This window comes from Streptomyces yamdrokensis, assembly GCF_053890455.1.
Genome location: NZ_CM132679.1, coordinates 5,681,310 through 5,706,379, shown reverse-complemented (window position 1 = coordinate 5,706,379; position 25,070 = coordinate 5,681,310). Strand labels below are relative to the sequence as shown.

General features: G+C 71.5%; 17 protein-coding genes. 4 read left to right on the top strand and 13 right to left on the bottom strand.

Going from position 1 to position 25,070, the window contains the following annotated elements; translation table 11 throughout:
- The first annotated feature begins 3 nt into the window (after nt 1–3).
- Both ACWZEH_RS25435 and ACWZEH_RS25430 read left to right on the top strand, forming a co-directional pair.
- Nucleotides 4–471, top strand: a complete 468-nt coding sequence (locus ACWZEH_RS25435; RefSeq protein ID WP_456193417.1) for a ferritin-like domain-containing protein — start codon at nt 4–6, stop codon at nt 469–471.
- Nucleotides 472–555: 84 nt separating this feature from the next.
- Nucleotides 556–1,467, top strand: a complete 912-nt coding sequence (locus ACWZEH_RS25430; protein WP_456193416.1) for an aminoglycoside phosphotransferase family protein — start codon at nt 556–558, stop codon at nt 1,465–1,467.
- Nucleotides 1,468–1,813: 346 nt separating this feature from the next.
- Here ACWZEH_RS25430 and ACWZEH_RS25425 read toward each other — a convergent pair whose 3' ends face one another.
- From ACWZEH_RS25425 to ACWZEH_RS25395, 7 genes are all read right to left on the bottom strand, one after another.
- The gene (locus tag ACWZEH_RS25425; RefSeq protein WP_456193415.1) at nt 1,814–3,514 is read right to left on the bottom strand and encodes a proline--tRNA ligase; all 1,701 of its coding nucleotides are present in this window, start codon (nt 3,512–3,514) and stop codon (nt 1,814–1,816) included.
- Between the two features lie 72 nt (nt 3,515–3,586).
- The gene (locus tag ACWZEH_RS25420; protein WP_456193414.1) at nt 3,587–4,153 is read right to left on the bottom strand and encodes a GNAT family N-acetyltransferase; all 567 of its coding nucleotides are present in this window, start codon (nt 4,151–4,153) and stop codon (nt 3,587–3,589) included.
- Between the two features lie 42 nt (nt 4,154–4,195).
- Complete coding sequence (locus tag ACWZEH_RS25415) at nt 4,196–5,044, bottom strand: GNAT family N-acetyltransferase (RefSeq protein WP_456193413.1); 849 nt, start codon at nt 5,042–5,044, stop codon at nt 4,196–4,198.
- A gap of 219 nt (nt 5,045–5,263) precedes the next feature.
- Entirely contained in the window at nt 5,264–6,421 is a 1,158-nt protein-coding gene (gene ispG, locus ACWZEH_RS25410; protein ID WP_456193412.1) for a flavodoxin-dependent (E)-4-hydroxy-3-methylbut-2-enyl-diphosphate synthase, read from the bottom strand.
- A 196-nt stretch (nt 6,422–6,617) separates the two neighbouring features.
- Nucleotides 6,618–7,910, bottom strand: coding sequence for a M50 family metallopeptidase (locus tag ACWZEH_RS25405; RefSeq protein ID WP_456199821.1), 1,293 nt, complete (start codon nt 7,908–7,910; stop codon nt 6,618–6,620).
- Between the two features lie 8 nt (nt 7,911–7,918).
- Complete coding sequence (dxr, locus tag ACWZEH_RS25400; protein WP_456193411.1) at nt 7,919–9,181, bottom strand: 1-deoxy-D-xylulose-5-phosphate reductoisomerase; 1,263 nt, start codon at nt 9,179–9,181, stop codon at nt 7,919–7,921.
- 58 nt (nt 9,182–9,239) lie between these two features.
- Nucleotides 9,240–11,192 (bottom strand): acyl-CoA dehydrogenase family protein, encoded by a 1,953-nt coding sequence (locus ACWZEH_RS25395; protein ID WP_456193410.1) that lies wholly within the window; start codon nt 11,190–11,192, stop codon nt 9,240–9,242.
- 435 nt (nt 11,193–11,627) lie between these two features.
- Here ACWZEH_RS25395 and ACWZEH_RS25390 point away from each other — a divergent pair, with 435 nt between their 5' ends.
- Nucleotides 11,628–12,686, top strand: a complete 1,059-nt coding sequence (locus tag ACWZEH_RS25390; RefSeq protein WP_456193409.1) for a LacI family DNA-binding transcriptional regulator — start codon at nt 11,628–11,630, stop codon at nt 12,684–12,686.
- 99 nt (nt 12,687–12,785) lie between these two features.
- Here the strand turns inward: ACWZEH_RS25390 and ACWZEH_RS25385 are convergent, their stop codons facing one another.
- The 6 genes from ACWZEH_RS25385 to ACWZEH_RS25360 all read right to left on the bottom strand — a co-directional run bounded on the left by ACWZEH_RS25385 (nt 12,786) and on the right by ACWZEH_RS25360 (nt 21,659).
- The gene (locus ACWZEH_RS25385; protein ID WP_456193408.1) at nt 12,786–13,499 is read right to left on the bottom strand and encodes a glycoside hydrolase family 12 protein; all 714 of its coding nucleotides are present in this window, start codon (nt 13,497–13,499) and stop codon (nt 12,786–12,788) included.
- A gap of 37 nt (nt 13,500–13,536) precedes the next feature.
- Nucleotides 13,537–15,843, bottom strand: a complete 2,307-nt coding sequence (locus ACWZEH_RS25380) for a glycosyl hydrolase family 95 catalytic domain-containing protein (protein ID WP_456193407.1) — start codon at nt 15,841–15,843, stop codon at nt 13,537–13,539.
- 8 nt (nt 15,844–15,851) lie between these two features.
- Entirely contained in the window at nt 15,852–17,819 is a 1,968-nt protein-coding gene (locus ACWZEH_RS25375) for a beta-galactosidase (protein ID WP_456193406.1), read from the bottom strand.
- 142 nt (nt 17,820–17,961) lie between these two features.
- A complete protein-coding gene (locus ACWZEH_RS25370) occupies nt 17,962–18,900 on the bottom strand; it encodes a carbohydrate ABC transporter permease (RefSeq protein ID WP_456193405.1) in 939 nt (312 codons plus the stop codon).
- Nucleotides 18,897–19,940: an ABC transporter permease gene (locus tag ACWZEH_RS25365; RefSeq protein WP_456193404.1), complete on the bottom strand. Its 1,044-nt coding sequence runs from the start codon at nt 19,938–19,940 to the stop codon at nt 18,897–18,899. The genes ACWZEH_RS25370 and ACWZEH_RS25365 overlap by 4 nt, the downstream gene beginning before the upstream one ends.
- Before the next feature lie 27 nt (nt 19,941–19,967).
- Nucleotides 19,968–21,659, bottom strand: coding sequence for an extracellular solute-binding protein (locus tag ACWZEH_RS25360; protein WP_456193403.1), 1,692 nt, complete (start codon nt 21,657–21,659; stop codon nt 19,968–19,970).
- A 376-nt stretch (nt 21,660–22,035) separates the two neighbouring features.
- On the opposite strand from ACWZEH_RS25360, the gene ACWZEH_RS25355 reads away from it, so the two are divergent.
- Nucleotides 22,036–25,020: a glycoside hydrolase family 3 C-terminal domain-containing protein gene (locus ACWZEH_RS25355; protein WP_456193402.1), complete on the top strand. Its 2,985-nt coding sequence runs from the start codon at nt 22,036–22,038 to the stop codon at nt 25,018–25,020.
- Nucleotides 25,021–25,070 lie beyond the last annotated feature (50 nt).

The window sequence follows — 25,070 nt, the reverse complement described above, 5'->3', positions numbered from 1 at the left end:
CGGGTGAGCGAGGCCGAGGACCGGGAACTGCGGGCGCTGCAGGGCGCCCTGGCTGCGGAGCACGCGGCGGTGTACGGCTACGGGGTCGTCGGCGGGCTGATCGCCGACGATCGGCGTACGGACGCGCGCGCGGCGTACGACGCGCACCGCGCGCGCCGGGACGCGCTGGTCCGCGAGGTGAAGGACACCGGCGCCGACCCCGTGGCGGCGGCCGCGGGGTACGCGCTGCCGTTCCAGGTGCCGGACTCGCCCGCGGCCGTGCGGCTCGCGACGGAGCTGGAGAACCGGGTGGCAGGGGTGTACGCGGACCTGGTGCGCGCGAGCGGGGGCGAGCGGCGCCGTGCGGCGGCCGAGGCGCTGCGGGAGACCGCGGTGCGGGCGGTGCGCTGGGGCGGGGAGAGCGTAGCCTTCCCTGGGCTCGCCGAGCGGGCCGACCCGTCCTCGGGGGCTCCCTCGGCTCCGGCGGTGTGACATGACCGCACGCGAGGGCGTGCGGGAGCGGACGGCGGCAGGTGCCGCGCGCAGCACGAAGGGTACGAAGGGAACGACTCGCGCATGGTCTTCGAACCGCCGCAGCGTCTGGTGAGGGCACTGGGTGAGACGGCTCCCGACGGCGGTGGGGACTGGCTGGAGAAGCTGCCCGGGGCGGCGCGCGAGGCCGTCGCACTGCGCGGGCTGACCGTGGAACGGGTGCAGGTGCCGGGGGGACGCAGCAGTCTGGTGGTGCTGGTGCGGACCACCGACGACCTGCCCGCCGTGCTGAAGCTGGCCCCGGCGCGGGCCCGGCCGAAGAGCGAGCGGGCCGCGCTGGCCCATTGGAACGGCCTGGGTGCCGTCCGGTTGCTGGAGCCCTTCGCCGCGGACGGGGCGCTGCTGCTGGAGCGGCTGCATCCGGATGTCTCGGTGCGGTCCCTGCCGGAGGCGAAGGCGCTGCTCGAGGCCGCCGGGACGCTGCGGCGGCTGTGGGTGGAGCCGCCCGCCGGGGACACCGCTCACGTCTTCGAGACGGTGGCCGAGCGGACCGGCCGGCAGGCCGGGGCCATGCGGGCGGGCGCCACCGGCGACCCGGAGGTGGCGCCGCTGGTCTCGGCGGCGCTGACGGCCCGCGAGGAACTGCTGGCCGGGCCGCCCGAGCACCGGTTGCTGCACGGCACCTTCCGGCAGAGCAAGGTGCTCTCCGCCGAGCGGATGCCGTGGCTGGCGGTGGGCCCGGACCCGGTGGTCGGGGAGCGCGCCTTCGACCTGGCCCGGCTGGTCCGCGACCGGGTGGAGGACCTGGTCGCCCAGCCGTCCGGCGCGGCGACGACCCGCCGCCGGGTGAAGCGCCTGGCGGAGTCCCTGGAGATCGACCAGGAGCGTCTGCGCGGCTGGACCCTGTTCCGCGCGGTGGAGTCCGGTGTACGCGCCCGGCGCGTCGGCCGCGACCGGGACGCGGAGCTGCTCCTGGAGTTCGCGAGCTGGCTCTGACAGCGCGCGGGGCCGCCGGGAGCCCGCTCGGGGAACGTCTCGTACGGGCTCCGGTCCCGTTCACGGTGCTGGTGTTCCTCCCGTCCGCCGGGACGGGACCACGCGGTGAGCCACGGCGTACGGTCCGGCCCCCGGCGGCACTCACGACGCGGAATCCTCCCGGAGTACGCAGACCGGCTCCGGCCCCGTTCACGGTGAGGGCGTGGCCACGGAACGAGCCGGGGCCTCGCCCACGATGAGTGCCTCGCGTTCGCCGGTGCGACGGCGGCCGGGCCGCGGGTGCCGACCGGGATCGCCGGAGCCCGCGCGAAGGACGGTTCCGCGCGGGCTCCTGGTGGTGGGGTGGTCAGGCCGTGAGGCGGGTGATCGCCTCGGCCACCGTGAGTTCCTCGCGTTCGCCGGTGCGGCGGTCCTTCAGTTCGAGGATGCCCTCGGCGGAGCGGCGGCCGGCGACCAGGATCTGCGGGACGCCGATCAGCTCGGAGTCGGTGAACTTCACGCCCGGTGAGACACCCGCGCGGTCGTCGACCAGGACGCGGACGCCGGCGGCGGCGAGCCGGCCGGAGACGTCGAGGGCGAGCTCGGTCTGCAGGGCCTTGCCGGCGGCGACCACGTGGACGTCGGCCGGGGCGACCTCCTTGGACCAGCACAGGCCCTTGTCGTCGGCGGTCTGTTCGGCCAGGGCCGCCACCGCGCGGGAGACGCCGATGCCGTAGGAGCCCATGGTGACGCGGACGGGCTTGCCCTGCGGGCCGAGGACGTCGAGCTTGAGGGCGTCGGCGTACTTGCGGCCCAGCTGGAAGATGTGGCCGATCTCGATGGCGCGGTCGAGCCGGAGCCCGGTGCCGCACCGGGGGCAGGGGTCGCCCTCGTCGACCACCACGACGTCCACGTACGCGTCGACCTCGAAGTCACGGCCGGCGACCACGTTCTTGGCGTGGGTGTCGGCCTTGTTGGCCCCGGTGATCCAGGCGGTGCCGGGTGCCACCCGCGGGTCGGCGATGTAGCGGACCTTCTCCAGGCCCTGCGGACCGACGTAGCCACGCACCAGGTCGGGGCGGCCGACGAAGTCCTCGGCGGTGACCAGTTCGACGGCGGCCGGCGCGAAGTGCGCCTCGACCTTGCCCAGGTCGACCTCCCGGTCGCCGGGGACGCCCACGGCGACGATCTCGCCGTCGACCTTGACCAGCAGGTTCTTCAGCGTGGCCGAGGCGGGGACGCCGAGCGAGGCGGCGAGGGTCTCGATGGTGGGGGTGCCGGGCGTCGGGATCTCCTCGGCGGCCGGTACGGCGGAACCGTCGACGGGCTTCAGCTCGTAGGAGATCGCCTCGGTGTTCGCGGCGAAGTCGCAGTTCGGGCAGTCCGCGAAGGTGTCCTCGCCGGCCTCGGCGGGGGCGAGGAACTCCTCGGACTTGGAGCCGCCCATGGCGCCGGCGGTGGCGGCGCAGATGCGGTAGTCGAGGCCGAGGCGCTCGAAGATCCGCTGATACGCCTGGCGGTGCAGACCGTACGACTGCCCCAGGCCCTCGTCGTCGAGGTCGAAGGAGTAGGAGTCCTTCATCAGGAACTCGCGGCCGCGCAGGATGCCCGCGCGGGGGCGGGCCTCGTCACGGTACTTGCTCTGGATCTGGTAGAGGGTCACCGGCAGGTCCTTGTAGGAGGACGCCTGGTCCTTCACCAGGAGGGTGAAGATCTCCTCGTGGGTGGGGCCGAGGAGGTAGTCGCCGCCCCTGCGGTCCTGGAGGCGGAACAGCTCGGGGCCGTACTCCTCCCAGCGGCCGGTCTCCTCGTAGGGCTCACGCGGCAGGATGGCGGGGAGCAGCACTTCCTGGGCTCCGATGGCGTCCATCTCCTCGCGGACGACGCGTTCGACGTTGGCGAGGACCTTCTTGCCGAGGGGCAGCCAGCTCCAGATGCCGGCGGCGGTCCGGCGTACGTAGCCGGCTCGGACGAGCAGCTTGTGGCTGAGGACCTCGGCGTCCGCCGGGTCGTCGCGCAGCGTCTTCGCCATCAACTGGGACATGCGCTGGACCGGTGCGTTCGCCATGATTCTCGTACTCCTGCTGCGTCTGGGTGATGACAGGAGGTTAGCCGGGCGGGACCGGGCGGCGGAAATCCGTTATCGGCGAAGGAGTGGCAAGGGGGCGCCCATCACGGCGTACGGCTTGGGCGCGCTGGGGAAGTGGACTCGGCGGGCGAGGTCGTCGTAGCCGAGGGAGCGGTACAGGCGGCGGGCGGGGCTCTCGATGTCGATGGCGGAGAGGATCGAACGGGGTTCCTCGGCGCCGTCGGTGATCGTGGTGATCAGGGAGCGGCCGATGCCGTGCTTCTGGTAACGCGGGTGGACGTGGAGTTCGGTGATGACGAAGGAGCCGTCGAGCCAGTCGTCGTGGTCCCGGGCGCGCAGATGGGGCTCGACGACCGTGGACCACCAGTGGGCGCGGTCGTTGGGCATGCCGTAGACGAAGCCGACGAGACGACCGTTGACGGTGGCTCCGAAGGCTCTGGCGCCCGGCAGGGTCATGTGGCGCAGCACGATCTGCCGGCGGACGGCCACCTCGTCGGGGCCGAGGCCGAACGCCTTCGCCTGGACCGCCAGTGCCTCGTCGACGTGGGCGGTGAGGTCGAGGGGGCCGATCACGACGTCGTCGGGGTGGGGGTGCCCGTGACCGGGAAAGCGCAGCATGCCGGGGAGACTACAGGGGGCGGTGGGAGACTGTGGGGTCGGTCAGAACAGGATGCTCATGAACTCGCCGACCTCCCGGAACCCCACCCGCCGGTAGGTCCGGCGCGCGGCGGTGTTGAAGTCGTTGACGTAGAGGCTCGCCACGGGGGCGACGTCCGCGAGGGCGTAGCGGAGTACGGCCGCCATGCCGGGGGCGGCGACCCCCTTGCCCCGGTGTCCGGGTGCCACCCATACGCCCTGGATCTGGCAGGTGCGGTCGGTGGCGGCACCGATCTCGGCCTTGAAGACGACCCTGCCGTCGGCGTCGAAGCGGGCGAAGGAGCGTCCGGCACCGACGAGTTCGGCGACCCGGGCCTGGTAGAGCAGGCCGCCGTCACCGGCCAGCGGGGAGATCCCGACCTCCTCGGTGAACATCGCCACGCAGGCCGGCATGATTTTTTCCATCTCGTCCTTGCGGACGCGGCGGACGTAGGGGTCCGGGGCGATGTCGTCGGGCAGGCGGTCGGTGACCATCAGGGGCTGGTGGGCGCGGACCTCGCGGGCGGGGCCCCACTGGGGTTCGAGGAGCCGCCACAGTGCGGCGGTGGGCGTCGCGGGGCCGACGACGGAGGAGCAGCGGCGGCCGGCCCGGCGGGCGCGGTCGGCGAAGGCTCGGACGGCCCGGGGGGTGGCGCAGATGGGGACCAGGTTGGCGCCCGCGTAGCACAGGGAGGTGAGCATGCCACCCTCGTACCAGCCCCACATCTCGCCACCGAGGCGCCACGGGTCCAGGCCGGCGACCTGCACCCGGGATGCCACGAAGGCGTTCGTCACGGGCTCGCGGTCGAGGATGGCGAGGGCGGCGTCCAGGTCGCTCGGTTCGAGGACCCGGGAGGTGGTCTGCGTCAACACGTGCGGGGGCCTCACACACTTGGGTCTGCTGGTTTCCGCACTGTACCCGCCGCATTTGTGTGCTGCCGACTCGCGGGAGAGAAACGGTCCTGCCCGGGGTTTCCCGGGCAGGAAGCGCCAAGGGGCCGGTCGGCCCGGGCGGGCGGACCGGCCTGGCGGGCCTGGGGCGAGGCGGCCCGACGGGTGGCGGGCCGACGGGTGGCGGGCTGACGGACTTCGTCAGCCGGCGACCGAGATCCGGGGTTCGCCGGAGGTCACGCCGTCGGCCTCCATCTGTTCGGCGATCTTCATGGCTTCCTCGATGAGGGTCTCCACGATCTTCGACTCCGGGACGGTCTTGATGACCTCGCCCTTCACGAAGATCTGCCCCTTGCCGTTGCCCGAGGCCACACCCAGGTCGGCCTCGCGGGCCTCCCCCGGACCGTTGACCACACAGCCCATCACCGCCACCCGCAGCGGAACCTCCATGCCCTCCAGACCGGCCGTGACCTCGTCCGCGAGCTTGTACACGTCGACCTGGGCACGCCCGCAGGACGGACACGAGACGATCTCCAGGCCGCGCTGCTTCAGGTTCAGCGACTCCAGGATCTGCAGGCCCACCTTGACCTCCTCCGCCGGCGGCGCCGACAGCGAGACCCTGATCGTGTCCCCGATGCCCTGGGACAGCAGCGCCCCGAAGGCCACCGCCGACTTGATCGTGCCCTGGAAGGCCGGGCCCGCCTCGGTGACCCCCAGGTGCAGCGGGTAGTCGCACTGCGCGGCGAGCTGCCGGTAGGCCTCCACCATCACGACCGGGTCGTTGTGCTTGACCGAGATCTTGATGTCCCTGAAACCGTGCTCCTCGAACAGCGAGGCCTCCCACAGCGCCGACTCCGCCAGCGCCTCCGGCGTCGCCCTGCCGTACTTCTGCAGCAGCCGCCGGTCCAGCGATCCCGCGTTCACCCCGATCCGGATCGGCGTGCCGTGGTCCTTGGCCGCCTTCGCGATCTCCCTGACCTTGTCGTCGAACTGCTTGATGTTGCCCGGGTTGACCCGCACCGCCGCACAGCCCGCCTCGATCGCCGCGAACACGTACTTCGGCTGGAAGTGGATGTCGGCGATCACCGGGATCTGCGACTTGCGCGCGATCGTCGCCAGCGCGTCCGCGTCGTCCTGCGTCGGACACGCCACCCGCACGATCTGGCACCCCGACGCCGTCAGCTCCGCGATCTGCTGCAACGTCGCCCCGATGTCCGACGTGCGCGTCGTCGTCATCGACTGCACCGACACCGGCGCGTCCCCGCCCACCGCCACCGACCCGACCTGGATCTGCCGGCTCTTGCGTCGCGGGGCGAGCGTGGTCGGAACGGACGGCATGCCGAGAGAAATCGCAGTCATCTGCTGTGCAACCCCAAGTCGTGGATCAAGGTCCGGCTCCCGGTGAGCAGCGGGCTCCGGGCTCCGAGATTACGGCACCGCCATCGGCCCCGGCACATCCCGGCCGTAAACCCACCCAAAGGACGATGGCCCGGAACGAAACGGTTCCAGGCCATCGTGAACGGCAGGTGTCCGGCGGATGCGTTCCGGACGGGCCCTACGAGATCCGTATCGGGTTCACCACGTCCGCGACGAGGACGAGGAGGGTGAAGCAGACGAAGATCCCGGCCACCACGTAGGCCACCGGCATCAGTTTCGCCACGTCGAACGGGCCCGGGTCGGGACGGCGCAGCACCCTGGCGAGGTTGCGGCGCAGCGACTCCCACAGGGCGCCCGCGATGTGCCCGCCGTCGAGGGGCAGCAGCGGGAGCATGTTGAACAGGAACAGGGAGAGGTTGAAGCCCGCGAGCAGCATCACGAACATGGCCATCTGCTGCGAGGCCGGGATGTCGAGCGTGGCGATCTCGCCGCCGACCCGGGCCGCTCCGACGACGCCCATCGGGGAGTCCTGCTCGCGCGGGCCGTCGCCGAAGGCGGCGTCCCACAGGGCGGGCACCTTGGACGGCAGGGCGACGAGGGAGTCGACCGCGTCACCGACCCGGTCGGTCATCCAGACCACGGAGTCGCCGAAGTCCTGCTTGACGACACCGGTGGCCGCGCTGAAGCCGAGGAAGCCGGCCTTGACGTACTCGCCCTCGACGTAGAGCCCGTTGGAGTCCTTCTTGGCGACCAGGTTGGTGGCGATCTCCGCCTGGAGGGTGACCTCCTGGCCGTCGCGGTCGACGACGATCGGCACGGCCCTGCCGGCGCTGTCGCGGATGAGGTCGGAGAGCGTGCCCCAGTCCTCGGTCCTGACGCCGTCGAACGCGACGATCCTGTCGCCCGCCTCCATGCCGGCCGCGGCGGCCGGGGACCGGGGGTCGGACTTCTCGCACTCGTCGCGGTTCTCGCTCTGCGAGATGACGCAGGGGGAGACCGAGCTGACGGTGGTGGTCTGCTGCTGGATGCCGAAGCCCATCAGCACGGTGAGGAACAGCACGACCGCGAGGATCAGGTTCATGAAGGGGCCCGCGAACATCACGACGACCCGTTTCCAGGGCTTGCGTGTGTAGAACAGGCGCTTCTCGTCGCCGGGCCGCAGTTCCTCGAAGGCGGCGGAGCGCGCGTCCTCGATCATGCCGCGCCACGGCGAGGTGGAGCGGGCCTCCAGGCGTCCGTCCGCGCCGGGCGGGAACATGCCGATCATGCGGATGTAGCCGCCGAACGGGATCGCCTTGACGCCGTACTCGGTCTCGCCCCTGTGCCGGGACCAGAGGGTCGGGCCGAAGCCGACCATGTACTGGGGCACCCGGATGCCGAACATCTTGGCCGTGGACAGGTGTCCCAGCTCGTGCCAGGCGATCGAGAACAGCAGGCCGACCGCGAAGACCACTATGCCGAGGATGAACATCAGGGTCGTCATGCACGCGCCTCCGCGCTCGCCGTACGGGCTGTCAGTTCCCGGGCCCTCGCTCGCGCCCAGGTCTCCGCTTCGAGGACGTCCGGCACCGTCAAAGAGGTTCCCGGTCGGGGGGTTCCGTGCTCCTCGACCACCCGGGTGACCGTGTCCATGATCCCGTTGAACGGCAGCACGCCGGCGCGGAACGCCTCCACGCACTCCTCGTTCGCCGCATTGAACACCGCCGGGGCGGTTCCCGCGAGCCCGCCGACGTGCCGGGCGAGGTTCACCGAGGGGAAGGCCTCGTTGTCGAGGGGGTGGAACTCCCAGGTGGACGCCTTGCTCCAGTCGAAGACCGGGGCGGCGTCGGGGACCCTCTCGGGCCAGCCGAGGCCGATGGCGATGGGCCCGCGCATGTCGGGGGGCGTCGCCTGGGCCAGTGTCGATCCGTCCGTGAACTCAACCATCGAGTGGACATACGACTGCGGGTGGACGACGACCTCAATGCGGTCGAAGGGAATGTCGTACAGCAGGTGCGCCTCGATGACTTCGAGGCCCTTGTTGACGAGGGTCGCGGAGTTGATGGTGATCACCGGGCCCATGGCCCAGGTGGGGTGGGCGAGGGCGTCCTCGACGGTGACGTCCGCCAGTTCGTCCCTGGTACGGCCGCGGAAGGGGCCGCCGGAGGCGGTGACGACGAGCTTTCGGACATCCGCGCGGGTTCCGGCGGCCAGCGCCTGGAACAGCGCGGCGTGCTCGGAGTCGACCGGGATGATCTGGCCGGGCTCGGCCAGCGCCTTGACCAGCGGGCCGCCGACGATCAGCGACTCCTTGTTGGCGAGCGCGAGGGTGCGGCCCGCCTCCAGGGCGGCGAGGGTGGGGGCCAGCCCGATGGAGCCGGTGATGCCGTTGAGGACGGTGTGGCAGTCGGAGGCGGCGAGCCGCGTGGCCGCGTCCGCTCCGGCCAGGATCTCGGGCAGCGGCTCCCCCGCGCCGTACCACGCGCTCAGGGCTTCGCGCAGCGCGCCGACAACGTCCTCGCGGGCGACGGCGACCGTGCGCACCCGCAGCCGGTGGGCCTGCTCGGCGAGGAGCGCGACGCGGCCGCCGTTGGCGGACAGGCCGGTGACGCGGAAGCGGTCGGGGTTGCGCAGTACGAGATCGATGGCCTGGGTGCCGATCGACCCGGTGGAGCCGAGGATCACCACGTCCTTGGGGCCGTCCCCCGCCACGGGGTCGTACACCAGGTGCGGGTCGGCGAGCGGAGCTGGAGCGTCGGTCATGGGCACCATTGTGTCCGGTCGTGGGCGCTGCCGGGGCCCCGCCCCGGCAGCCCGCGCGTCAGCGGATCGGCCGGTGCCTGTTCTCGTGGGTGCTCGGGCCGGGCGCGGCGTCCGCGATCCAGGGGCCGTCGCCCGAGGGATCGACGACGCCCTGCTCCAGCCACATGTAGGTGCCGGAGAGCACACCCTTGACGACCTTGCGGTCGATGTCGTCGGTGTTGGTCCACAGCCGGTCGAAGAACTCCTCGACGCGGATGCGGGACTGGCGGCAGAAGGCGTCGGCGAGCTGGTAGGCCTCGCGGCCGTTCTCGCCGCGGGTGCGCAGGAGTTCGGCGCGGACGCAGGCGGCGCTCATCGCGAACAGTTCGGCGCCGATGTCGACGATCCGGCCCAGGAAGCCCTGCTTGGTCTCCATCCGGCCCTGCCAGCGGGACATGGCGTAGAAGGTGGAGCGGGCGAGTCTGCGGGAGGTGCGCTCGACGTACCGCAGGTGCGGGGAGAGGTCGACCCCGTGCTTGAACTCTCCGTAGGTGCCGGGGAGCTGTCCGGGACCCGCGACGAGCCTGGGCAGCCACTTCGCGTAGAAGACACCCGCGTTCGCCCCCGCCCTCGCCTTGTCGCCCAGGGTCTTCTCGGGGTCGATGAGGTCGCCGGCGACGGACAGGTGGGCGTCGACGGCCTCCCGCGCGATCAGCAGGTGCATGATCTCGGTGGAGCCCTCGAAGATGCGGTTGATGCGCAGGTCGCGCAGGATCTGCTCGGCGGGGACCGCCCGCTCGCCGCGCTCCCGGAGGGAGTCGGCCGTCTCGAAGCCGCGTCCGCCGCGGATCTGGACCAGTTCGTCGGCCATCAGCCAGGCCATCTCCGAGCCGTACAGCTTGGCGAGGGCGGCCTCGATGCGGATGTCGTTGCGGTTCTCGTCGGCCATCTGGGAGGACAGGTCGAGTACGGCCTCCAGGGCGAAGGTGGTCGCCGCGATGAACGCGATCTTCGAACCGACCGCCTCGTGCAGGGCCACCGGTTTGCCCCACTGTTCGCGGGCCGCCGACCATTCGCGGGCGATCTTCAGGCACCACTTTCCGGCGCCGACGCACATCGCGGGCAGGGACAGCCGTCCGGTGTTCAGTGTGGTGAGCGCGATCTTCAGGCCCTGCCCCTCCTCGCCGATGCGGTGGGCGGCGGGGACCCGGACGCGGTGGAAGCGGGTGACGCCGTTCTCCAGGCCGCGCAGGCCCATGAAGGCGTTGCGGTTCTCGACGGTGACGCCCTCGGAGTCCGCTTCCACGACGAACGCGGTGATGCCGCCCCGGTGGCCCTCGGACTTCGGCACACGGGCCATGACGACGAGGAGGTCGGCGACCACACCGTTGGTCGTCCACAGCTTCACGCCGTCGAGGACGTAGGACCCCCCCTCGTCCGGGACGGCGGTGGTCGCGAGCCGTGCCGGGTCGGAGCCGACGTCGGGCTCGGTGAGCAGGAAGGCCGAGATGTCGGTGCGGGCGCAGCGCGGCAGGAAGGTGTCCTTCTGTTCCTGGCTGCCGAACATCTTCAGCGGCTGCGGGACGCCGATCGACTGGTGGGCGGAGAGCAGGGCGCCGATCGCGGGGCTGGCGGAGCCGACGAGGGCCAGGGCCTTGTTGTAGTAGACCTGCGTCAGGCCGAGGCCGCCGTACTTGGTGTCGATCTTCATGCCGAAGGCGCCGAGCTCCTTGAGGCCGGTGACCACCTCGTCGGGGATGCGCGCCTCGCGGTCGATCAGGGCGCCGTCGATCCGGGTCTCACAGAAGTCGCGGAGTTTGGCGAGGAACTCCTCGCCGCGTTCGGCGTCCTCGTGGGCCGGGAGGGGGTGGGGGTGGACGAGGTCGAGCCGGAAGCGGCCGAGGAACAGTTCCCTGGCGAAGCTGGGCTTGCGCCAGTCCTGTTCCCGGGCGGCCTCGGCGACCTGGCGGGCCTCGCGTTCGGTGACGGTGGGTCGGGACGGAGGCCGGGGTGTCCCGGGTGTTGCGGACATGAGGCTCACCTCGCCGCGTATCGGAAGGTCGGAGGGTGTGCGGACTGCGTGACGGCTCGGCACCGGCCCCCGGTATCGTTTTGCGCGATCTCGGGGATTACGTCACCGACTGCCGTTACCCGTACGTATCTACCCGATTCGCAGCCGCCCCGCCACCCTTCGTGCACCCGTTCGGCCGACCCGCCGTGACCTTCCGGCCGGGCCCTCCCGGGGTCACGGCGGCGCGCTCGTGGCAACCTGGGGACACGGAGCCCGGTTCGCATCCGGTCCGCGAAGTCCCGGACACGGGACCGCAGTCCAGCCGTCGAAGCGCTTCGACAGTCGTATGGACACGCACCCGTGCTGGTATTAGGGTCGAGTAACCGATCGGGCCACCTCGCCCGTCTCATCGTCCTGGCGCACTGTCGAAGCGCTTCACAACAATTGGAGAGCTGGATGGTCACCCTCGCCGAGGTCGCCCAGCACGCCGGAGTCTCGGCGAGCACGGTGAGTTATGTCCTCAGCGGCAAGCGGTCCATCTCCGCGAACACCCGGCAGCGGGTCGAGGAGAGCATCCAGAAGCTCGGGTACCACCCGAACGCGGGGGCCCGCGCCCTGGCCAGCAGCAGGTCCAACGTCATCGCGCTGATGGTCCCGCTGCGGACGGACATGTACGTACCCGTGATGATGGAGATCGCCATCGCCGTGGCCACCACGGCCCGCACCCACGGGTACGACGTCCTGCTGCTCACCGGCGAGGAGGGTCCCGATGCGGTGCGCCGCGTCGCGGGCAGCGGACTCGCCGACGGGATGATCCTGATGGACGTCGAACTCGAGGACGAGCGGCTGCCGCTTCTGCGCGGCGGGGACACCCCGGGCACCCCCGGTGGAGCACGGCCCGCCGTACGGGCGGACCAGCCGGCGGTGCTGATCGGACTGCCCGCCGACGCCTCCGGACTGACCTGCGTCGATCTCGACTTCCGGGCCACCGGCGCGCTCTGTGTGGAGCATCTGGCGAAGCTGGGGCACCGCGACATCGCCGTCATCGGCGAGGCCCCCGCGGTGTACGAACGGCACACCGGCTTCGCCGAGCGCACCCTGGACGGACTGCGCTCCGAGGCAAGGGAGCTGGGTGTACGCCTGCTGCACCGGCCGTGTGAGGGCGGGTACGACGCGATGGCCGTGACGCTCGCCCGGATCCTCGACGAGCGTCCGGGCACCACCGGGTTCGTCGTGCAGAACGAGTCGGCGGTGGAACCGCTGCTCGCCCTGCTGCGGCAGCAGGGGCGGGCCGTGCCGGAGGACGTCTCGGTGGTCGCGGTCTGCCCCGAACAGGTCGCCGTCCAGGCGTCGGTGCGACTGACGTCGGTCGCCATCCCCGCGCAGGAGATGGGCCGGTACGCCGTGGAGCACCTGGTCGCCAAGCTCGACGGCCGGGGTGAGGACGAGGTCGTGCTGATCGCGCCCGAGCTGACGGTCCGGGCGAGCTCGGGCCCGGCACCCGCCCGCGCGTGACCCGCGCGCCTCCGCCGCCGGGCAGGGGCACTCCCACCGCCTCGTTCCCGCTCCTCCGCCCGGTGGCCGGCCCGGCCGCCCGCCGGGCGGAGGCAGGGGTCAACTGCTGCTGACGGTGAGGTTGTCGGTGCGGAAGTCCAGACCACCGGACGACGAGGTGATCTCGTAGCCGAACTGCACGTCGCCGATGGTCTCGTTGCCCATCCAGCCCTTGGTGTCCTTGATCCAGTCGAGGATCGGCAGGATGTCGACGGTCCCGGAGTTCGAGTCGGACGTACGCAGGAACGAGAAGACCTGGTTGGCGCCGTTGTCGCCCTTGTGGACGTTCCAGGTGTGGCCGCCGAGGCTCACCGTGCCCTGCGGGCTGCCGAGCGGGCCGACGGCACCGTGGTGGTTGACCCAGAGCATGATCTCGTAGTCGTGGTCCGTGTCCCAGATGTCGTACGACGTGTTGTACGCGCCCGCGGACGGGACGGTCACGTTGTAGCTGCTGGTGAGCGAACCGAGCGAGTCGATGGACTTGTTGACCACCTTCTTGGCGTTCGGATACGACTTGATGCCGCCGGTGTTCGGGTGGTTGGCCCACGCGCCCCAGTTGGTGCCGGAGTTGGCCCAGACGCACTGGCTGCCGGCGCCGGAGCCCCAGATGTTGTTGTAGAGGATGTAGCCGTTCAGGGTGGTGTTGCCCCACTGGTCGCAGGAGCTCCAGATCGCGGCGTGGGCGGGGGCGGAGGCCGTGCCCACGGTGATGCCGAGCGCGAGGGCGGGCGCCGCCAGGACCCTGCCGATCCTGCTCGTGATGCCTGGTGCCATGAAATGTCCTTCCATGGGTGGGGGGATTGCGCCGGTGTCACCGCGCCTTCAGGGTGAGGACGCGGTCTTCGTGGGCGACGAGGTCGAGCGGCTCGACGCCTTCGGAAGTCCTCAGTTCGATGCGGACGGTGCGGGTGGGGCGCAGGACCGCGGTGGCGCCGTCCGGGGCCCAGGTGAGGTCGAGAGCGGCGCCGAAGCGGGTCCGTACGCCGTGCAGCGCCCCGCGCGGGTACTCGGCGGGCGGGGCGGGCAGCAGGACCAGCCGGCCGGGGGTGGACTGCACGAGCGCCTCGATCAGCACGGCCGGGAGGGTGTGGGCGGCATCGGCGTTGTAGACGTCGCGGTGGGGGTAGTGCGCGCTCATCAGGGAGGCGTGGAAGAAGTCGCCGTCGAGGACCCGGCCGAGGGCGCCCGCGACCCGTTCGGCGTCGCGGAGGCGGGCGGCGATCAGGGCGTGGTGCAGATGACCGTGCGCGGAGTCGTTCTCGGGGCCGCGCAGTTCGAGGGCGCGGTGGGCGGCGGCCGCCAGGTCCGGGGTGTCGTACGGGGTGATCTCGTGCAGCGGCCAGACGGCGTAGAGGTGGCTGAGGTGGCGGTGGTCGTAGGAGTCCTCGAGGCCGGGCCGGGCCCATTCGGCGAGGGCGCCGTCGGCGTTGACCCGGTGCGGCGGGAGCCGGTCGGCGAGGGCCCGCCAGCGGTCGGCGTGCTCGGGGTGGCGGTCGGCGGCGGTGCTCAGCGCGTGCCGGGCGGCGGAGAGGTCCATGGCCGCGTTCACGGTGCCCCAGCCGGCGTTCGCGGGGCGGTTCTCCGGCGAGTAGGAGGGGACGACGACAAGGCGGCCCTCCTCGTCGGTGCGAGTGAGGAAGTCCTCGTAGAACAGGGCGACCTCGGCGAGGGCGGCGGTGGTGCGGGAATCGTGCTCGCCGCGGGTGTCGTCGTGGTCGACGAGCGGCCCGAGGAGCCAGTCGGCGCCCGCTGTCCACAGGTGCAGCGGGTACTCGCGGTTGAAGTGGTAGCTGTGCCCGGACTCGCCGTCGGAGTGGGCGGGCGCGACCACCCCCCGGGCGCCGAAGACCTCGCGGGCGTTGTCCCGCCAGTCGGGGAGCTGGCGCTGGACGAGTGACGCCAGCGCCTCGGTGACCTCGGGGAGGGCCGCCGCCGCGGCGGAGGCGGTCTGGAGGTTGAGGTTGGCGTCGTTGGTGAAGGCGCCGGACCAGGCGGTGTCCCAGTCGCCGGTCCACAGGCCGGTGAGGCGGGGCGGGAAGAGACCGCCGGAGGACAGCAGGTGGTAGCGGCCGGCCGCGAAGAGGCGCTCGAGCAGGGCCGCGCTGCGCGGCCGGACCAGCAGTTCCGATCCCGGCAGGGCGCGTTCGGCCGGGTCGGCGGCCAGGTCGAGGGTGACGCGGTCGTAGGCGGTGCGGTGGAGGGACAGATGGCGGGCGAGGAGGGCGTCGTACGCCTCGGCGGGGGAGCCGGGCCCTGCCGGCACGCCATCGCTCTCGCGGCCGCCCTCGTCGCCGCCGCGGCCGTCCGTGAGCAGGGCACGGAGTGCGCGGCCCTCGCCGGCCACGTCCGTCTCCCCGGTGTGCCGGCGTACCCGGGTGAGCAGGAGTACGGACCGCGCGCCCGTGACCCGCACGCCCGGCAGGGCGAGTGTCGTCGTGCCGCCGGTGACGGCGACCAGGGTGACGCCGGTGTACGCGAGGTCGCTGCCCGGGTAGCGGGCGCGCAGGCTCAGCAGGGCGCCCTCGGCGGTGAGGACGGCGCCGTGTCCGACACCGAGCGTGGCCGGGGCGCCGGCGAGCCGGTGGTCCAGACGGATGTCGAGGGTGAGGTCCTGCCCGGTGACGTACTGGACGATCACGTCGTCGGCGCGGGAGACGAAGACGCGGCCGGTCCGGTCGGCGCGGGTGGCCTCCGCCACGCCGGTACGGAAGTCGACGGCGCGGCGGTGGAACTGCGGGGCGCCGGTCTCGTCCCGGGCGCCGTCGGGCCGGCGCAGGCGTATCCGGAAGGCCGGGTGGAAGGGCCGGACCCACTGGAGCGGGCGGCCGTCGGTGAAGGTCTCGGCGGCGTCCGTGTTCCCGGCGAGCAACCGGTCCTGGAGGGCGGGCAGCTCCCCGGCCAGCCGGGGCGGCAGCCGGTCCTCGTCGGCGCCGACCGGACGGACCAGGGTGTGGTGGGTGACGACGACCCGTTCGTCGTCCGGGTCACCGGACGCAAGGGTGCCGTGATGGCCGTTGCCGCTCAGGAACGCGTCCTCCCAGCGGGCGGCGGGCCTCGGTTCCCAGGTCCCGTGAACGGGTTCGGTGTGGTTCGCGGGCTCGTTCACAGGCGCGTTCATGGGCACGTTCATGGGCGGAGCACCGCCGCGCCGTGGCGGCCGAGGGCGACCCGGTCGGTGACGTCGGTGCCGGTGAGCAGGTCGTGGTGGGCGCCCGGCAGGTCGACGGCGACCGGTCCGCGGCCGTGGTTGAGCAGGAACAGCAGGTCCCCCCGGCGTACCGCCTCCACCTGGTCGGGGAGCCCGTCGAGCACCGGCCGTACGCCCGCGCCGGCGGCGATCCGGGTGAGCAGGTCGCGCAGCGCCCCGGGTTCCGGGAGCGTCGAGACGTACCAGGCGCGGCCCTTGCGCAGGACGGCGGGCAGGCCGTCGAGTTCGCCGCCCTTGTAGGGGGTCGTCGCGTCGGCGGTGCCGTCGGCCTCCAGCTCCTCGGACCACAGGGTGCCGTGGAAGCCCTCGCAGGCGACGGTCTCCCCCGCGTCCAGCGGCCACCACTCGTGCAGGGTGCGGATGCCGAAGAGGTCCCGCAGCCGGGCGTCCATGCCGCCGGGCCGCACCCGGTCGTCCTCGTCGGCGACGCCGGTCAGGAAGCCGCAGACCAGGGTGCCGCCACCGCGTACGTAGGCGAGGAGGTTGTCGACGGCCGCGTCCGTGAGCAGGTAGAGCTGCGGGACGACGACCAGCGGGTAGGCGGACAGGTCGTGTTCGGGGTGGGCGAAGTCGGTGGTGAGATGGGCCTGCCACAGGGCGCGGTGCCAGGCGCGCAGCATGCCGGGGTGGTCGACCTCGTGGGACGGCCGGGCGTCCTGGTCGCCGGCCCACCAGGAGTGCCAGTCGTGCAGTACGGCGACGCGGGCGGTGCTGTGCGCGCCGGTGACGTACGGGGCGATCCGCGCCAGGTCGCCGCCGAGCTGCCTGACCTCCTGGTACGTACGGCCCTGCTCGCCGGCGTGGCTCACCATCCCGGAGTGGAACTTCTCCGCGCCCTGCCGGGACTGGCGCCACTGGAAGTAGCAGACGGCGTCCGCGCCGCGTGCCACGGCCTGCAGGGACCACAGGCGGTTGAGGCCGCGGGGCTTGGGGTGGTTCACGCCGCGCCAGTTGACCGGTCCGGCCGCCTGCTCCATGAGCATCCAGGGGCCGCGCGCCTGGGAGCGCGTCATGTCCTGGATCAGGGCGCCCTCCTGGGCACCGAAGGGGTCGCGCGGGTCGGGGTAGAGGTCGACGGAGACGACGTCCTCCTCCTCCGCCCAGCGCCAGGCGTCCTGCCCCGCCCACAGCGGCATGAAGTTGGTGGTGACCGGGAGGTGCGGGGTGTGCCGGCGGACGATGTCGCGTTCGGCGGTGTAGCACTCCAGGAGCATGTCGGAGGTGAACCGTTTGAAGTCCAGCACCTGGGTGGGGTTCTTCAGGTAGTGCGGGTGGCGGGGTGGCATGACCTCGGCCCAGTCGCCGTAGCCCTGGCTCCAGAAGGCGGTGCCCCAGGCGGTGTTGAGGGCGTCGAGGGTGCCGTGGCGGTCGCGCAGCCAGTCGCGGAAGCGGGCGGCTGCCTCGTCCCCCCAGTCGTAGGTGCAGTACTCGTTGTTGATGTGCCACATGGTGAGGGCCGGATGGCCGGCGTAGCGGGCGGCCAGGTCCTCGGTGACGGCGGCGGCGTAACGGCGGTAGGTGGCGCTGGAGTGGGAGAAGTGCTGCCTGCCGCCCCACCACTCGGTGCGGCCCTCCTCGTCGCGGGGCAGGGTGTCCGGGTGCAGGTGCCCCATCCAGGGCGGCGGCGAGGCGGTCGGGGTGGCGAGGACGACGCCGATGCCGGCCTCGTGCATCAGGTCCATGATCCGGTCCAGCCAGCCGAAGTCCCGCTCCCCCGGGCGGGGTTCGAGCTTCGCCCATGAGAAGACGCCCAGCGTCACGGAGTTGACGCCGGCCTGCCGCATCAGGCGGACGTCCTCGTGCCAGGTCTCCTCGGGCCACTGCTCGGGGTTGTAGTCACCGCCGTAGAGGATGCGCCCGCGGGTGACGTCGCTCAGTCCGGGCATCAGGCACGCCCCCGGCGGGTGGGGAACGTACGGGATGTGCGGGACGCGTGCATGACCTGGCCTACCTCGTTCGGCGGATGGTGGGAAGTGGGGTGGGAGGACCGGCGGGGGGCCGCGGCGGATCGCCGGGGCTCCTCTCCCGTCAGCCCTTCACGGCGCCCGTGAGCATGCCCTTCTTGAAGTGCTTCTGGACGAAGGGGGACAGCACGGCGACGGGGAGCAGAGCCATGACCATGACGGCCATCTGGACGGCCAGCCCCGACAGTTCACCGGTCTTGATGGCCTGGCCGAGGCCGACGGGGGCCTCCTGTTTCTGGACGAGCTGGATCATGACGTTCTGCAGGGGCAGCATGTTCTGGTCGTTGAGGTACAGCGAGGCGTTGAACCAGGCGCTCCAGTAGCCGACGGCGTAGAAGAGCGTGATGACCGCGATCACCGCACGGGACAGCGGCATCACGATCTGCCACAGGATGCGGAAGTCGCCCGCCCCGTCGATGCGGGCGCTGTCGGTGAGTTCCTGCGAGATGTTCATGAAGAAGCCGCGCAGGACCAGGATGTTGAAGACGCTGATGGCGCTGGGGAGGATCAGCGCGAGGTAGCTGTCGGTCAGGCCGAGGGTCTGCACCAGCAGGTACGTCGGGATGAGGCCGGCGCTGAAGAACATGGTCGCCAGCAGCGTCATCAGGACCCAGCGGTGCCCCAGCGAGTCGGTACGCGACAGACCGTAGGCGCAGAGCACGGACACGGTCATCGAGAACACGGTGCCGACCAGCGTGACGCCGATGCTGACCAGGGCGGCCCTGGTGACCTGGCCGCCGCTGAGCAGTTCCTGGTAGGCGATGAAGGTGATGTCCTTGGGCACCATCACCAGGCCGCCGGCCTCGTCGATGGCCCTGCGGGTGGACAGGCTGGTGACGATCACGATCCACAGCGGGAAGACGACCGCCAGGCAGGCGAGGGCCAGGACGATGCCCTTGCCCGCGAGCCCGGCCCTGGTGGGCGCCTCCTCCCACACCGGGCGGGGCGGGGCGGCCCAGCCCCGGACCTTGTGCGTCGTGGGTTCGTCGGTCACGGCGGTCACTTCTTGTACACCCCCTGCTCGCCCATGAGATGGGCCACCTTGTTCGCGGCGAGGACCAGTCCGAGACTGACCACGCCCTTGATGAGGCCGGCGGCGGCCGCGTAGCCGAAGTCCTGGTTGCGCACGCCGTTCCACCACACGAAGGTGTCGAGGACCTCAGACGCCCCCGGTCCGACGGCGTCGCGTTGCAGCAGGATCTGTTCGAAGCCGACGGTGAGCGCGTCGCCCACCCGCAGGACGAGCAGCAGCGCGATCACGGGCCGCAGCGCGGGCAGGGTGACGTGCCACATCCGGCGCCAGCGTCCGGCGCCGTCCATGGCGGCGGCCTCGTACAGGTCGGGGCTGACCGAGGCCAGGGCGGCGAGGAAGACGATGATCCCCCACCCGGCGTCCTTCCACACGCTCTGCGCGGTGAGCAGGAACATGAAGGTGTCGGGGTTGGTCATGACCCCCAGGCCGTCGTGGCCGTTCTCGCGCAGGAGCTGCGAGAAGATTCCCGCACCGCCGAACATCTGCTGGAAGACGGCGACGACCAGCACCCAGGAGAAGAAGTGCGGCAGGTACAGGATGGCCTGCGCGACCGCCCGCACCCGGGGCCTGACCACGCTGTTGATGAGCAGCGCGAGCAGGATCGGGATCGGGAAGAACAGCACGAGCTGGAGGAAGAAGAGCACCAGGGTGTTCTTCAGGGCGTTCCAGAACGCCGAGTCCTCGAGGATCCGCTGGAAGTTCTCCAGCCCCACCATCGGACTGTTCAGCATCGAGACGACGCCGTTGTCGCTGATGTAGGGGTCGTAGTCCTGGAAGGCGACGACGTTGCCGAGGATCGGCAGGTAGTTGAAGACCAGGACCAGTGCCACGGCGGGCAGGGTCATCAGCAGCAGGACGCGGTCGCGTCGGTATCTGAGCCGCAGGCTCAGTTTGCCGCGCTTTGTCCGGCGCGGTGCGTCCGGGGGGCCGGCGGCGCCGGGGGACGCCGCCGGCTTCTCGACCGGCTTCGTGGCCTCGGCCTTGCTCCGAGGCACCGTGCTGTGCGACACGGCGGTTCTCCTTGCCTCGGTCCCGGGTCAGCCGGCCGCCGAACCGTTCTCGTCGAGGATCTTCTGGTACCAGTCGCGCAGTTCGTTCCCGCCCTTGCTCTTCCAGTCGGAGACGGCCTGCTGTACGTCACCGATCTTCTTGCGGCCCCGGATGACGTCGTCCTCCAGCTGCTCGAAGTCGTTGGAGAGGTTGGTGTAGCGGGTGGGCTCGGTGATCTGCATGCCGTAGAAGGCCGACTTCCTGGTGAACGCGCCCATCCGCTGCTGCCATTCGACCTGGCCCTTGGCGACCTCGGGGAAGTCGGGGTGGGCGATGGTCGCGGCGGGGCTGGCGACCATCACGTAGGCGTTCATCACATCGATGTTGCCCTGGTCGTTCTTGGTGGGCACACCGTCCTTGACGGTGTAGTGGGTGCCCTCCACGCCGTAGTTGGTGAGCATGTACTCCTTGGTGCCGTACGGCGCGGCGGTGACGTTGGCGACGGCCAGCACGTCACGGATCACGGCCTGGGACGCCTTCTTGTTGACGAAGGCGAAGATGCCGGCCGGGTTCTTGGCCCACAGGGTGGGGTCGCCGCCGTCGTGACCGAAGATGTCCATGCCCCAGATCTTGAAATCCGGGTTCTGGGTGGCCTGTTCGGCGGTGCGGCTCCACCACTGCGAGGAGTCCTGGTTGTAGATCAGGAACTCGCCGGCGGCGAACTTGGGCCCGGGGTCGCTGGCGTTGCTCTTGCCCAGCTCGGCGTCGGGGTGCACGACACCGGCGGCGAACAGCTTGCGCGTCCACTCCAGGGCCTCGAGGTACTCGTCGGTCTCGATGCGGTAGAGCAGCTTGCCGTCGACCTGGTTCCAGCCGAGCGACTTCTCCTCGCCGGAGAGCACGCCGAAGGCGTTGAAGGCGGTCCACTTCATGTCCAGGCAGGCCCAGCGCTTGGCCTTGGCGTTGGTGGCGTCCTTGGCCAGTGCCATGAAGTCGTCGCAGGAGCGGGGGACCTCGTACCCCTCCTCCTCGAAGATGTCCTGGCGGTAGAGCGGCACGATGCCGGTGACGTACGAGGAGGGCATGGGCAGGCCGCGCAGCTTGCCGCCGAAGATGGACCGCTGCCAGGCGTCGGTGGGGATCGCCGCGAGGTTCGGGTAGTCCTTCACCGCGTCGCCGGAGAGGTACGGGCCGAGGTCGGCGAACTTGCCGATGATGGCGCTGGGGATCTTGCCCGTCATGTTCCAGCCGGGCACGACGACCACGTCGGGCACGTCGCTGGAGGCGAGGACCGCGCCGAGCTTCTGGTCGTAGGTGTTGCCGTCCTGGTTCTGCCAGACCACGTCGACGCCGATGAGGTCGTTCATCGCCGTGTAGTAGGCGTTGCCGCCCTTGGGCGGGGAGCCCCAGAACGGCGACATGACGGTGATCTTGCTGCCCTTGCCGAGCTTCTCGGGCACCGACGTCTTCAGGCCCGCGAGGTCGAGCTTGCTGGTGAAGCCGACCGCCGAACCGTTCTTGCTGGGGATGTCGGGGGTGACCACGTTGCTGGCCACGTACGTCGGCAGCAGCTTCTTGGCGTCCTTGCCCGAGGTGGTGCCCTCCCGCGAACCTCCGTCGGACCCGCCGCACGCGGCGAGCAACGGCATTCCCCCCGCCACCGCTGCGGTGGCGACCGCCGTGGAGGCGAGGAAGCTTCTCCGGCTGGGACCGGAGGAGGTGGAGGCGTTCGGCGTCATTGCGTCAACCCTTCATGGCACACCAGGACACCCGGCGGTGGCCGTCGGCTGCGGTGTCTTCACTGGTACTGGCTGAGCCGAAGCGGTCGTTCTCAGGGAACGTGCCGGGGAGGCGGCCCCGCAGTCGAAGCGCTTCGATGTTGCTGCGAGGTTAAGTGAACACCCAGGGGCGCACAAGAGTTGCTTACAAGATTCCTCCGAGGTGTGCCGAGGAACTGTGCGATCACCATGCGCGCGCACTCCTCACGGAATGTCCGTGAGATTGCCCGCGGTGTCCGATCCGTCGCACTCATGTCCTTGACACCCACCCCTGCTCGGAATGAGCATCGAAGCGCTTCGAAAGCGCCTCGCCGCTCCACCGCAAGGGGATGTCCACGTGACCGCACCAACGCCGCCCACGCCGCCTTTCCGCGATCCGCACCTGCCGTTCGCGAAGCGCATCGACGACCTTCTGTCGCGGCTCACCCTCGAGGAGAAGATCGGAGCTCTGCACCAGTTCACGCCCGCTGTCGAACGGCTCGGCATCGCCGCCTTCCGCACCGGCCAGGAGGCGCTGCACGGCGTGGCCTGGATGGGTCCGGCGACGGTGTTCCCTCAGGCCGTCGGGCTGGGGGCGACCTGGAACCCCGAGCTGGTGCGCCGGGTCGGCGAGGCGGTGTCCCGGGAGACCCGTTCGATGCGCGCCCGGGACGAGCGGGTCGGCCTCAACGTGTGGGCGCCGACCGTCAATCTGCTGCGCCATCCCCTGTGGGGCCGCAACGAGGAGGGCTACTCGGAGGACCCCCGGCTCACCTCGGCGATCGCCACCGCCTACACCCGCGGTCTGCGCGGTGATCATCCGGTGTACTGGCGCACGGCCCCGGTGCTCAAGCACTGGCTCGCGCACAACAACGAGACGGCCCGGGACACCGCCTCCAGCTCGGTCCGCCCGCGCGTGCTGCACGAGTACGATCTGCGCGCCTTCCGCGACGCCGTCGAGGCGGGCGCGGTGGCCGGGGTGATGCCCGCGTACAACCTGGTCAACGGCCGCCCGAACCATGTCTCGCCGTATCTGCGCGAGCAGTTGCGCACCTGGACGGAGGAGGAGCTGCTGGTCTGCTCGGACGCCGGCGCACCGTCCAACCTGGTCGATTCCGAGCACTACTTCGACACCCACGAGGAGGCCGTCGCGGCCTCGCTGCGGGCCGGGGTGGACAGTTTCACGGACCACGGCACGGACAGCTCGGTCATCGTGGGGCGCCTCGAAGCGGCCCTGCGGCAGGGTCTGCTGACGGAGGCCGAGATCGACGGCGCCGTCCGCCGGCAGCTCTCGGTGCGCTTTTGGCTCGGCGAGTTCGACCCGGGTGAGGACCCGTACGGGAACAGCGGGAACGGCGGGAACGACGGTGTCCCGCGGGCAGAGGGGAGCGCCGACGAGCACGCCTTCGACACCCCGGAGCACCGGGCGCTGGCGCAGGAGGCCGCCGAGCAGGCGGTCGTCCTGCTGAAGAACGACGGTCTGCTGCCCCTGGCCCCGGCCCCCGCCCGTGTCGCCGTGGTCGGCCTGCTCGCCGACGAGTGCAAACTCGACTGGTACAGCGGCACCCTCATCCACCGCTCCACTCCCCTGGAGGGGCTCTACGAGCGGTTCGGTGCCGAGCGGGTGGAGTTCACGGAGGGCGTGGACCGCGTCCTGCTGAGGACCTCCGCCGGCGCCTTCCTGCACGTCCCGCCCGCGCCCGACAGCCCCGACGAGGTGCGTGGCGCCGAGGGCGCGCTGGACCCGGCGCTGCTCGCGGGCCGGACCGACCTGGCCCCGCTCACCGCCGGGCCGAAGGGCACCGAATTCGCCCTGGTCGACTGGGGTGGGGGCGTGCTGACCCTGCGTGCCCCGGACGGCCGGTATCTGTCGGTCGCCGAGGACGGCTACCTCCGCGCCTCCGCCGACCAGCCGGGTGGCTGGGTCGTGCAGGAGACGTTCCGGCTGGAACCGCACGGCGGCGGTCACCTCCTCAGGCACGTGGGAACAGGACGCCATGTGCAGGTCGCCGCCGACGGTGTGAAGGTTGCCGCGGAGCACACCGAGCACGCCGAGAACGCCGAGAACCCGGAAGAGGTCACCACCGGGGAGAGCCCCGCCGCCGCGTCGGCCCCCGAGGTCTTCGAGCTGATCGTCACCGAGAACGGCGAGGAGGCGGTGGCGCGGGCCGCGGCGCAGGCCGACGTGGTCGTGGTGGTGGCCGGCAACGACCCGCACATCAACGGCCGGGAGACCGAGGACCGGACGACGCTCCGGCTGCCCGCCCAGCAGGAGCTGCTGCTGCGCGCGGCCCGCGCCGCCAACCCGAACACCGTGCTGGCGCTGGTCTCCGCCTACCCGTACGCGGTCGATCCGACGGACCTGCCGGCGGTGCTCTGGACCGCGCACGGCGGGCAGGCCGCGGGCACCGCACTGGCCCGGGTGCTCGCCGGTGACGTCTCCCCCGCCGGCCGGCTTCCGCAGACCTGGTACGCCGACGACGCCGATCTGCCCGGCCTGCTGGACTACGACGTGATCGGCTCCCGTCAGACCTACCTGTACTTCGGGGGCACTCCGCTGTTCCCCTTCGGGCACGGTCTGTCGTACGCGGCTTTCGCCTACGGCGAGTTGACGGCTCGCGTCGAGGAGCGGACGGTGCGGGTGTCGTTCACGGTCACCAACACCGGTGCCGTCCCGGCCGACGAGGTGGCCCAGCTCTACACGCGGGCCGTGGACCCGTCGGTGCCGCGTCCGCTGCGCGAGCTGGTGGCTCACCGGCGGCTGACCCTCACGCCCGGCGAGACGGCCGAGGTCGTCTTCGAACTCCCCCTGTCCGCCTTCGCGTTCTGGGACGTGGCGGTGGGCCGGTGGCGGGTGGAGCCGGGCCGGTACGAGCTGCTGGCCGGCGCGTCCAGCATGGACGTCCGGCAGTGGACCACCGTCACCCTCGACGGCGAGCCCTCCGTCCCCCGCGCGGTTCTCGAACACGGCCTGGACGCGGCCGGCTTCGACGAGCAGAGCGGTACCGAGATCGTCGACCGGACCAGGGAGTCGGGCGACGCGGTGACGCCGGCGGCCGGGCAGGAGGGTGAACTCGTCTTTTGGCGCTGCGACTTCGGAGAGGGGGCTACGGAGGTGACCGTCGAGGTGTCCGGCGGGGGCAGCGTCGAGGTCTCCCTCGACGACGGCCCCGTGCTCGCCACGCTGTCCCCGTCGGCCCCGTCGCCGGGCCCGTACGACTACGTCACCCTCGAGGCGCCCCTCGCTCGCGCCGAGGCCCCCGGGGCCACCGCCGGCGTGCACGAGGTGCGCCTGAGGCTGCGCGGCGCGCTGCGGCTCGCCCGGGTCGGCTTCTTTGGCTGAGAGGCACGAAGAGGTGGCCGCCGGCGCCGAAAGGAAGGGGCCCGGCACCG

Bases quoted from the DNA above. Each gene is read 5' to 3' on its own strand.
- ACWZEH_RS25430 (WP_456193416.1), top strand. From the start codon at position 556: ATGGTCTTCGAACCGCCGCAGCGTCTGGTGAGGGCACTGGGTGAGACG.
- ACWZEH_RS25425 (WP_456193415.1), bottom strand. From the start codon at position 3,514: ATGGCGAACGCACCGGTCCAGCGCATGTCCCAGTTGATGGCGAAGACG.
- ACWZEH_RS25420 (WP_456193414.1), bottom strand. From the start codon at position 4,153: ATGCTGCGCTTTCCCGGTCACGGGCACCCCCACCCCGACGACGTCGTG.
- ispG (WP_456193412.1), bottom strand. From the start codon at position 6,421: ATGACTGCGATTTCTCTCGGCATGCCGTCCGTTCCGACCACGCTCGCC.
- ACWZEH_RS25405 (WP_456199821.1), bottom strand. From the start codon at position 7,910: ATGTTCATCCTCGGCATAGTGGTCTTCGCGGTCGGCCTGCTGTTCTCG.
- dxr (WP_456193411.1), bottom strand. From the start codon at position 9,181: ATGACCGACGCTCCAGCTCCGCTCGCCGACCCGCACCTGGTGTACGAC.
- ACWZEH_RS25395 (WP_456193410.1), bottom strand. From the start codon at position 11,192: ATGTCCGCAACACCCGGGACACCCCGGCCTCCGTCCCGACCCACCGTC.
- ACWZEH_RS25390 (WP_456193409.1), top strand. From the start codon at position 11,628: ATGGTCACCCTCGCCGAGGTCGCCCAGCACGCCGGAGTCTCGGCGAGC.
- ACWZEH_RS25385 (WP_456193408.1), bottom strand. From the start codon at position 13,499: ATGGCACCAGGCATCACGAGCAGGATCGGCAGGGTCCTGGCGGCGCCC.
- ACWZEH_RS25380 (WP_456193407.1), bottom strand. From the start codon at position 15,843: ATGAACGCGCCTGTGAACGAGCCCGCGAACCACACCGAACCCGTTCAC.
- ACWZEH_RS25375 (WP_456193406.1), bottom strand. From the start codon at position 17,819: ATGCCCGGACTGAGCGACGTCACCCGCGGGCGCATCCTCTACGGCGGT.
- ACWZEH_RS25360 (WP_456193403.1), bottom strand. From the start codon at position 21,659: ATGACGCCGAACGCCTCCACCTCCTCCGGTCCCAGCCGGAGAAGCTTC.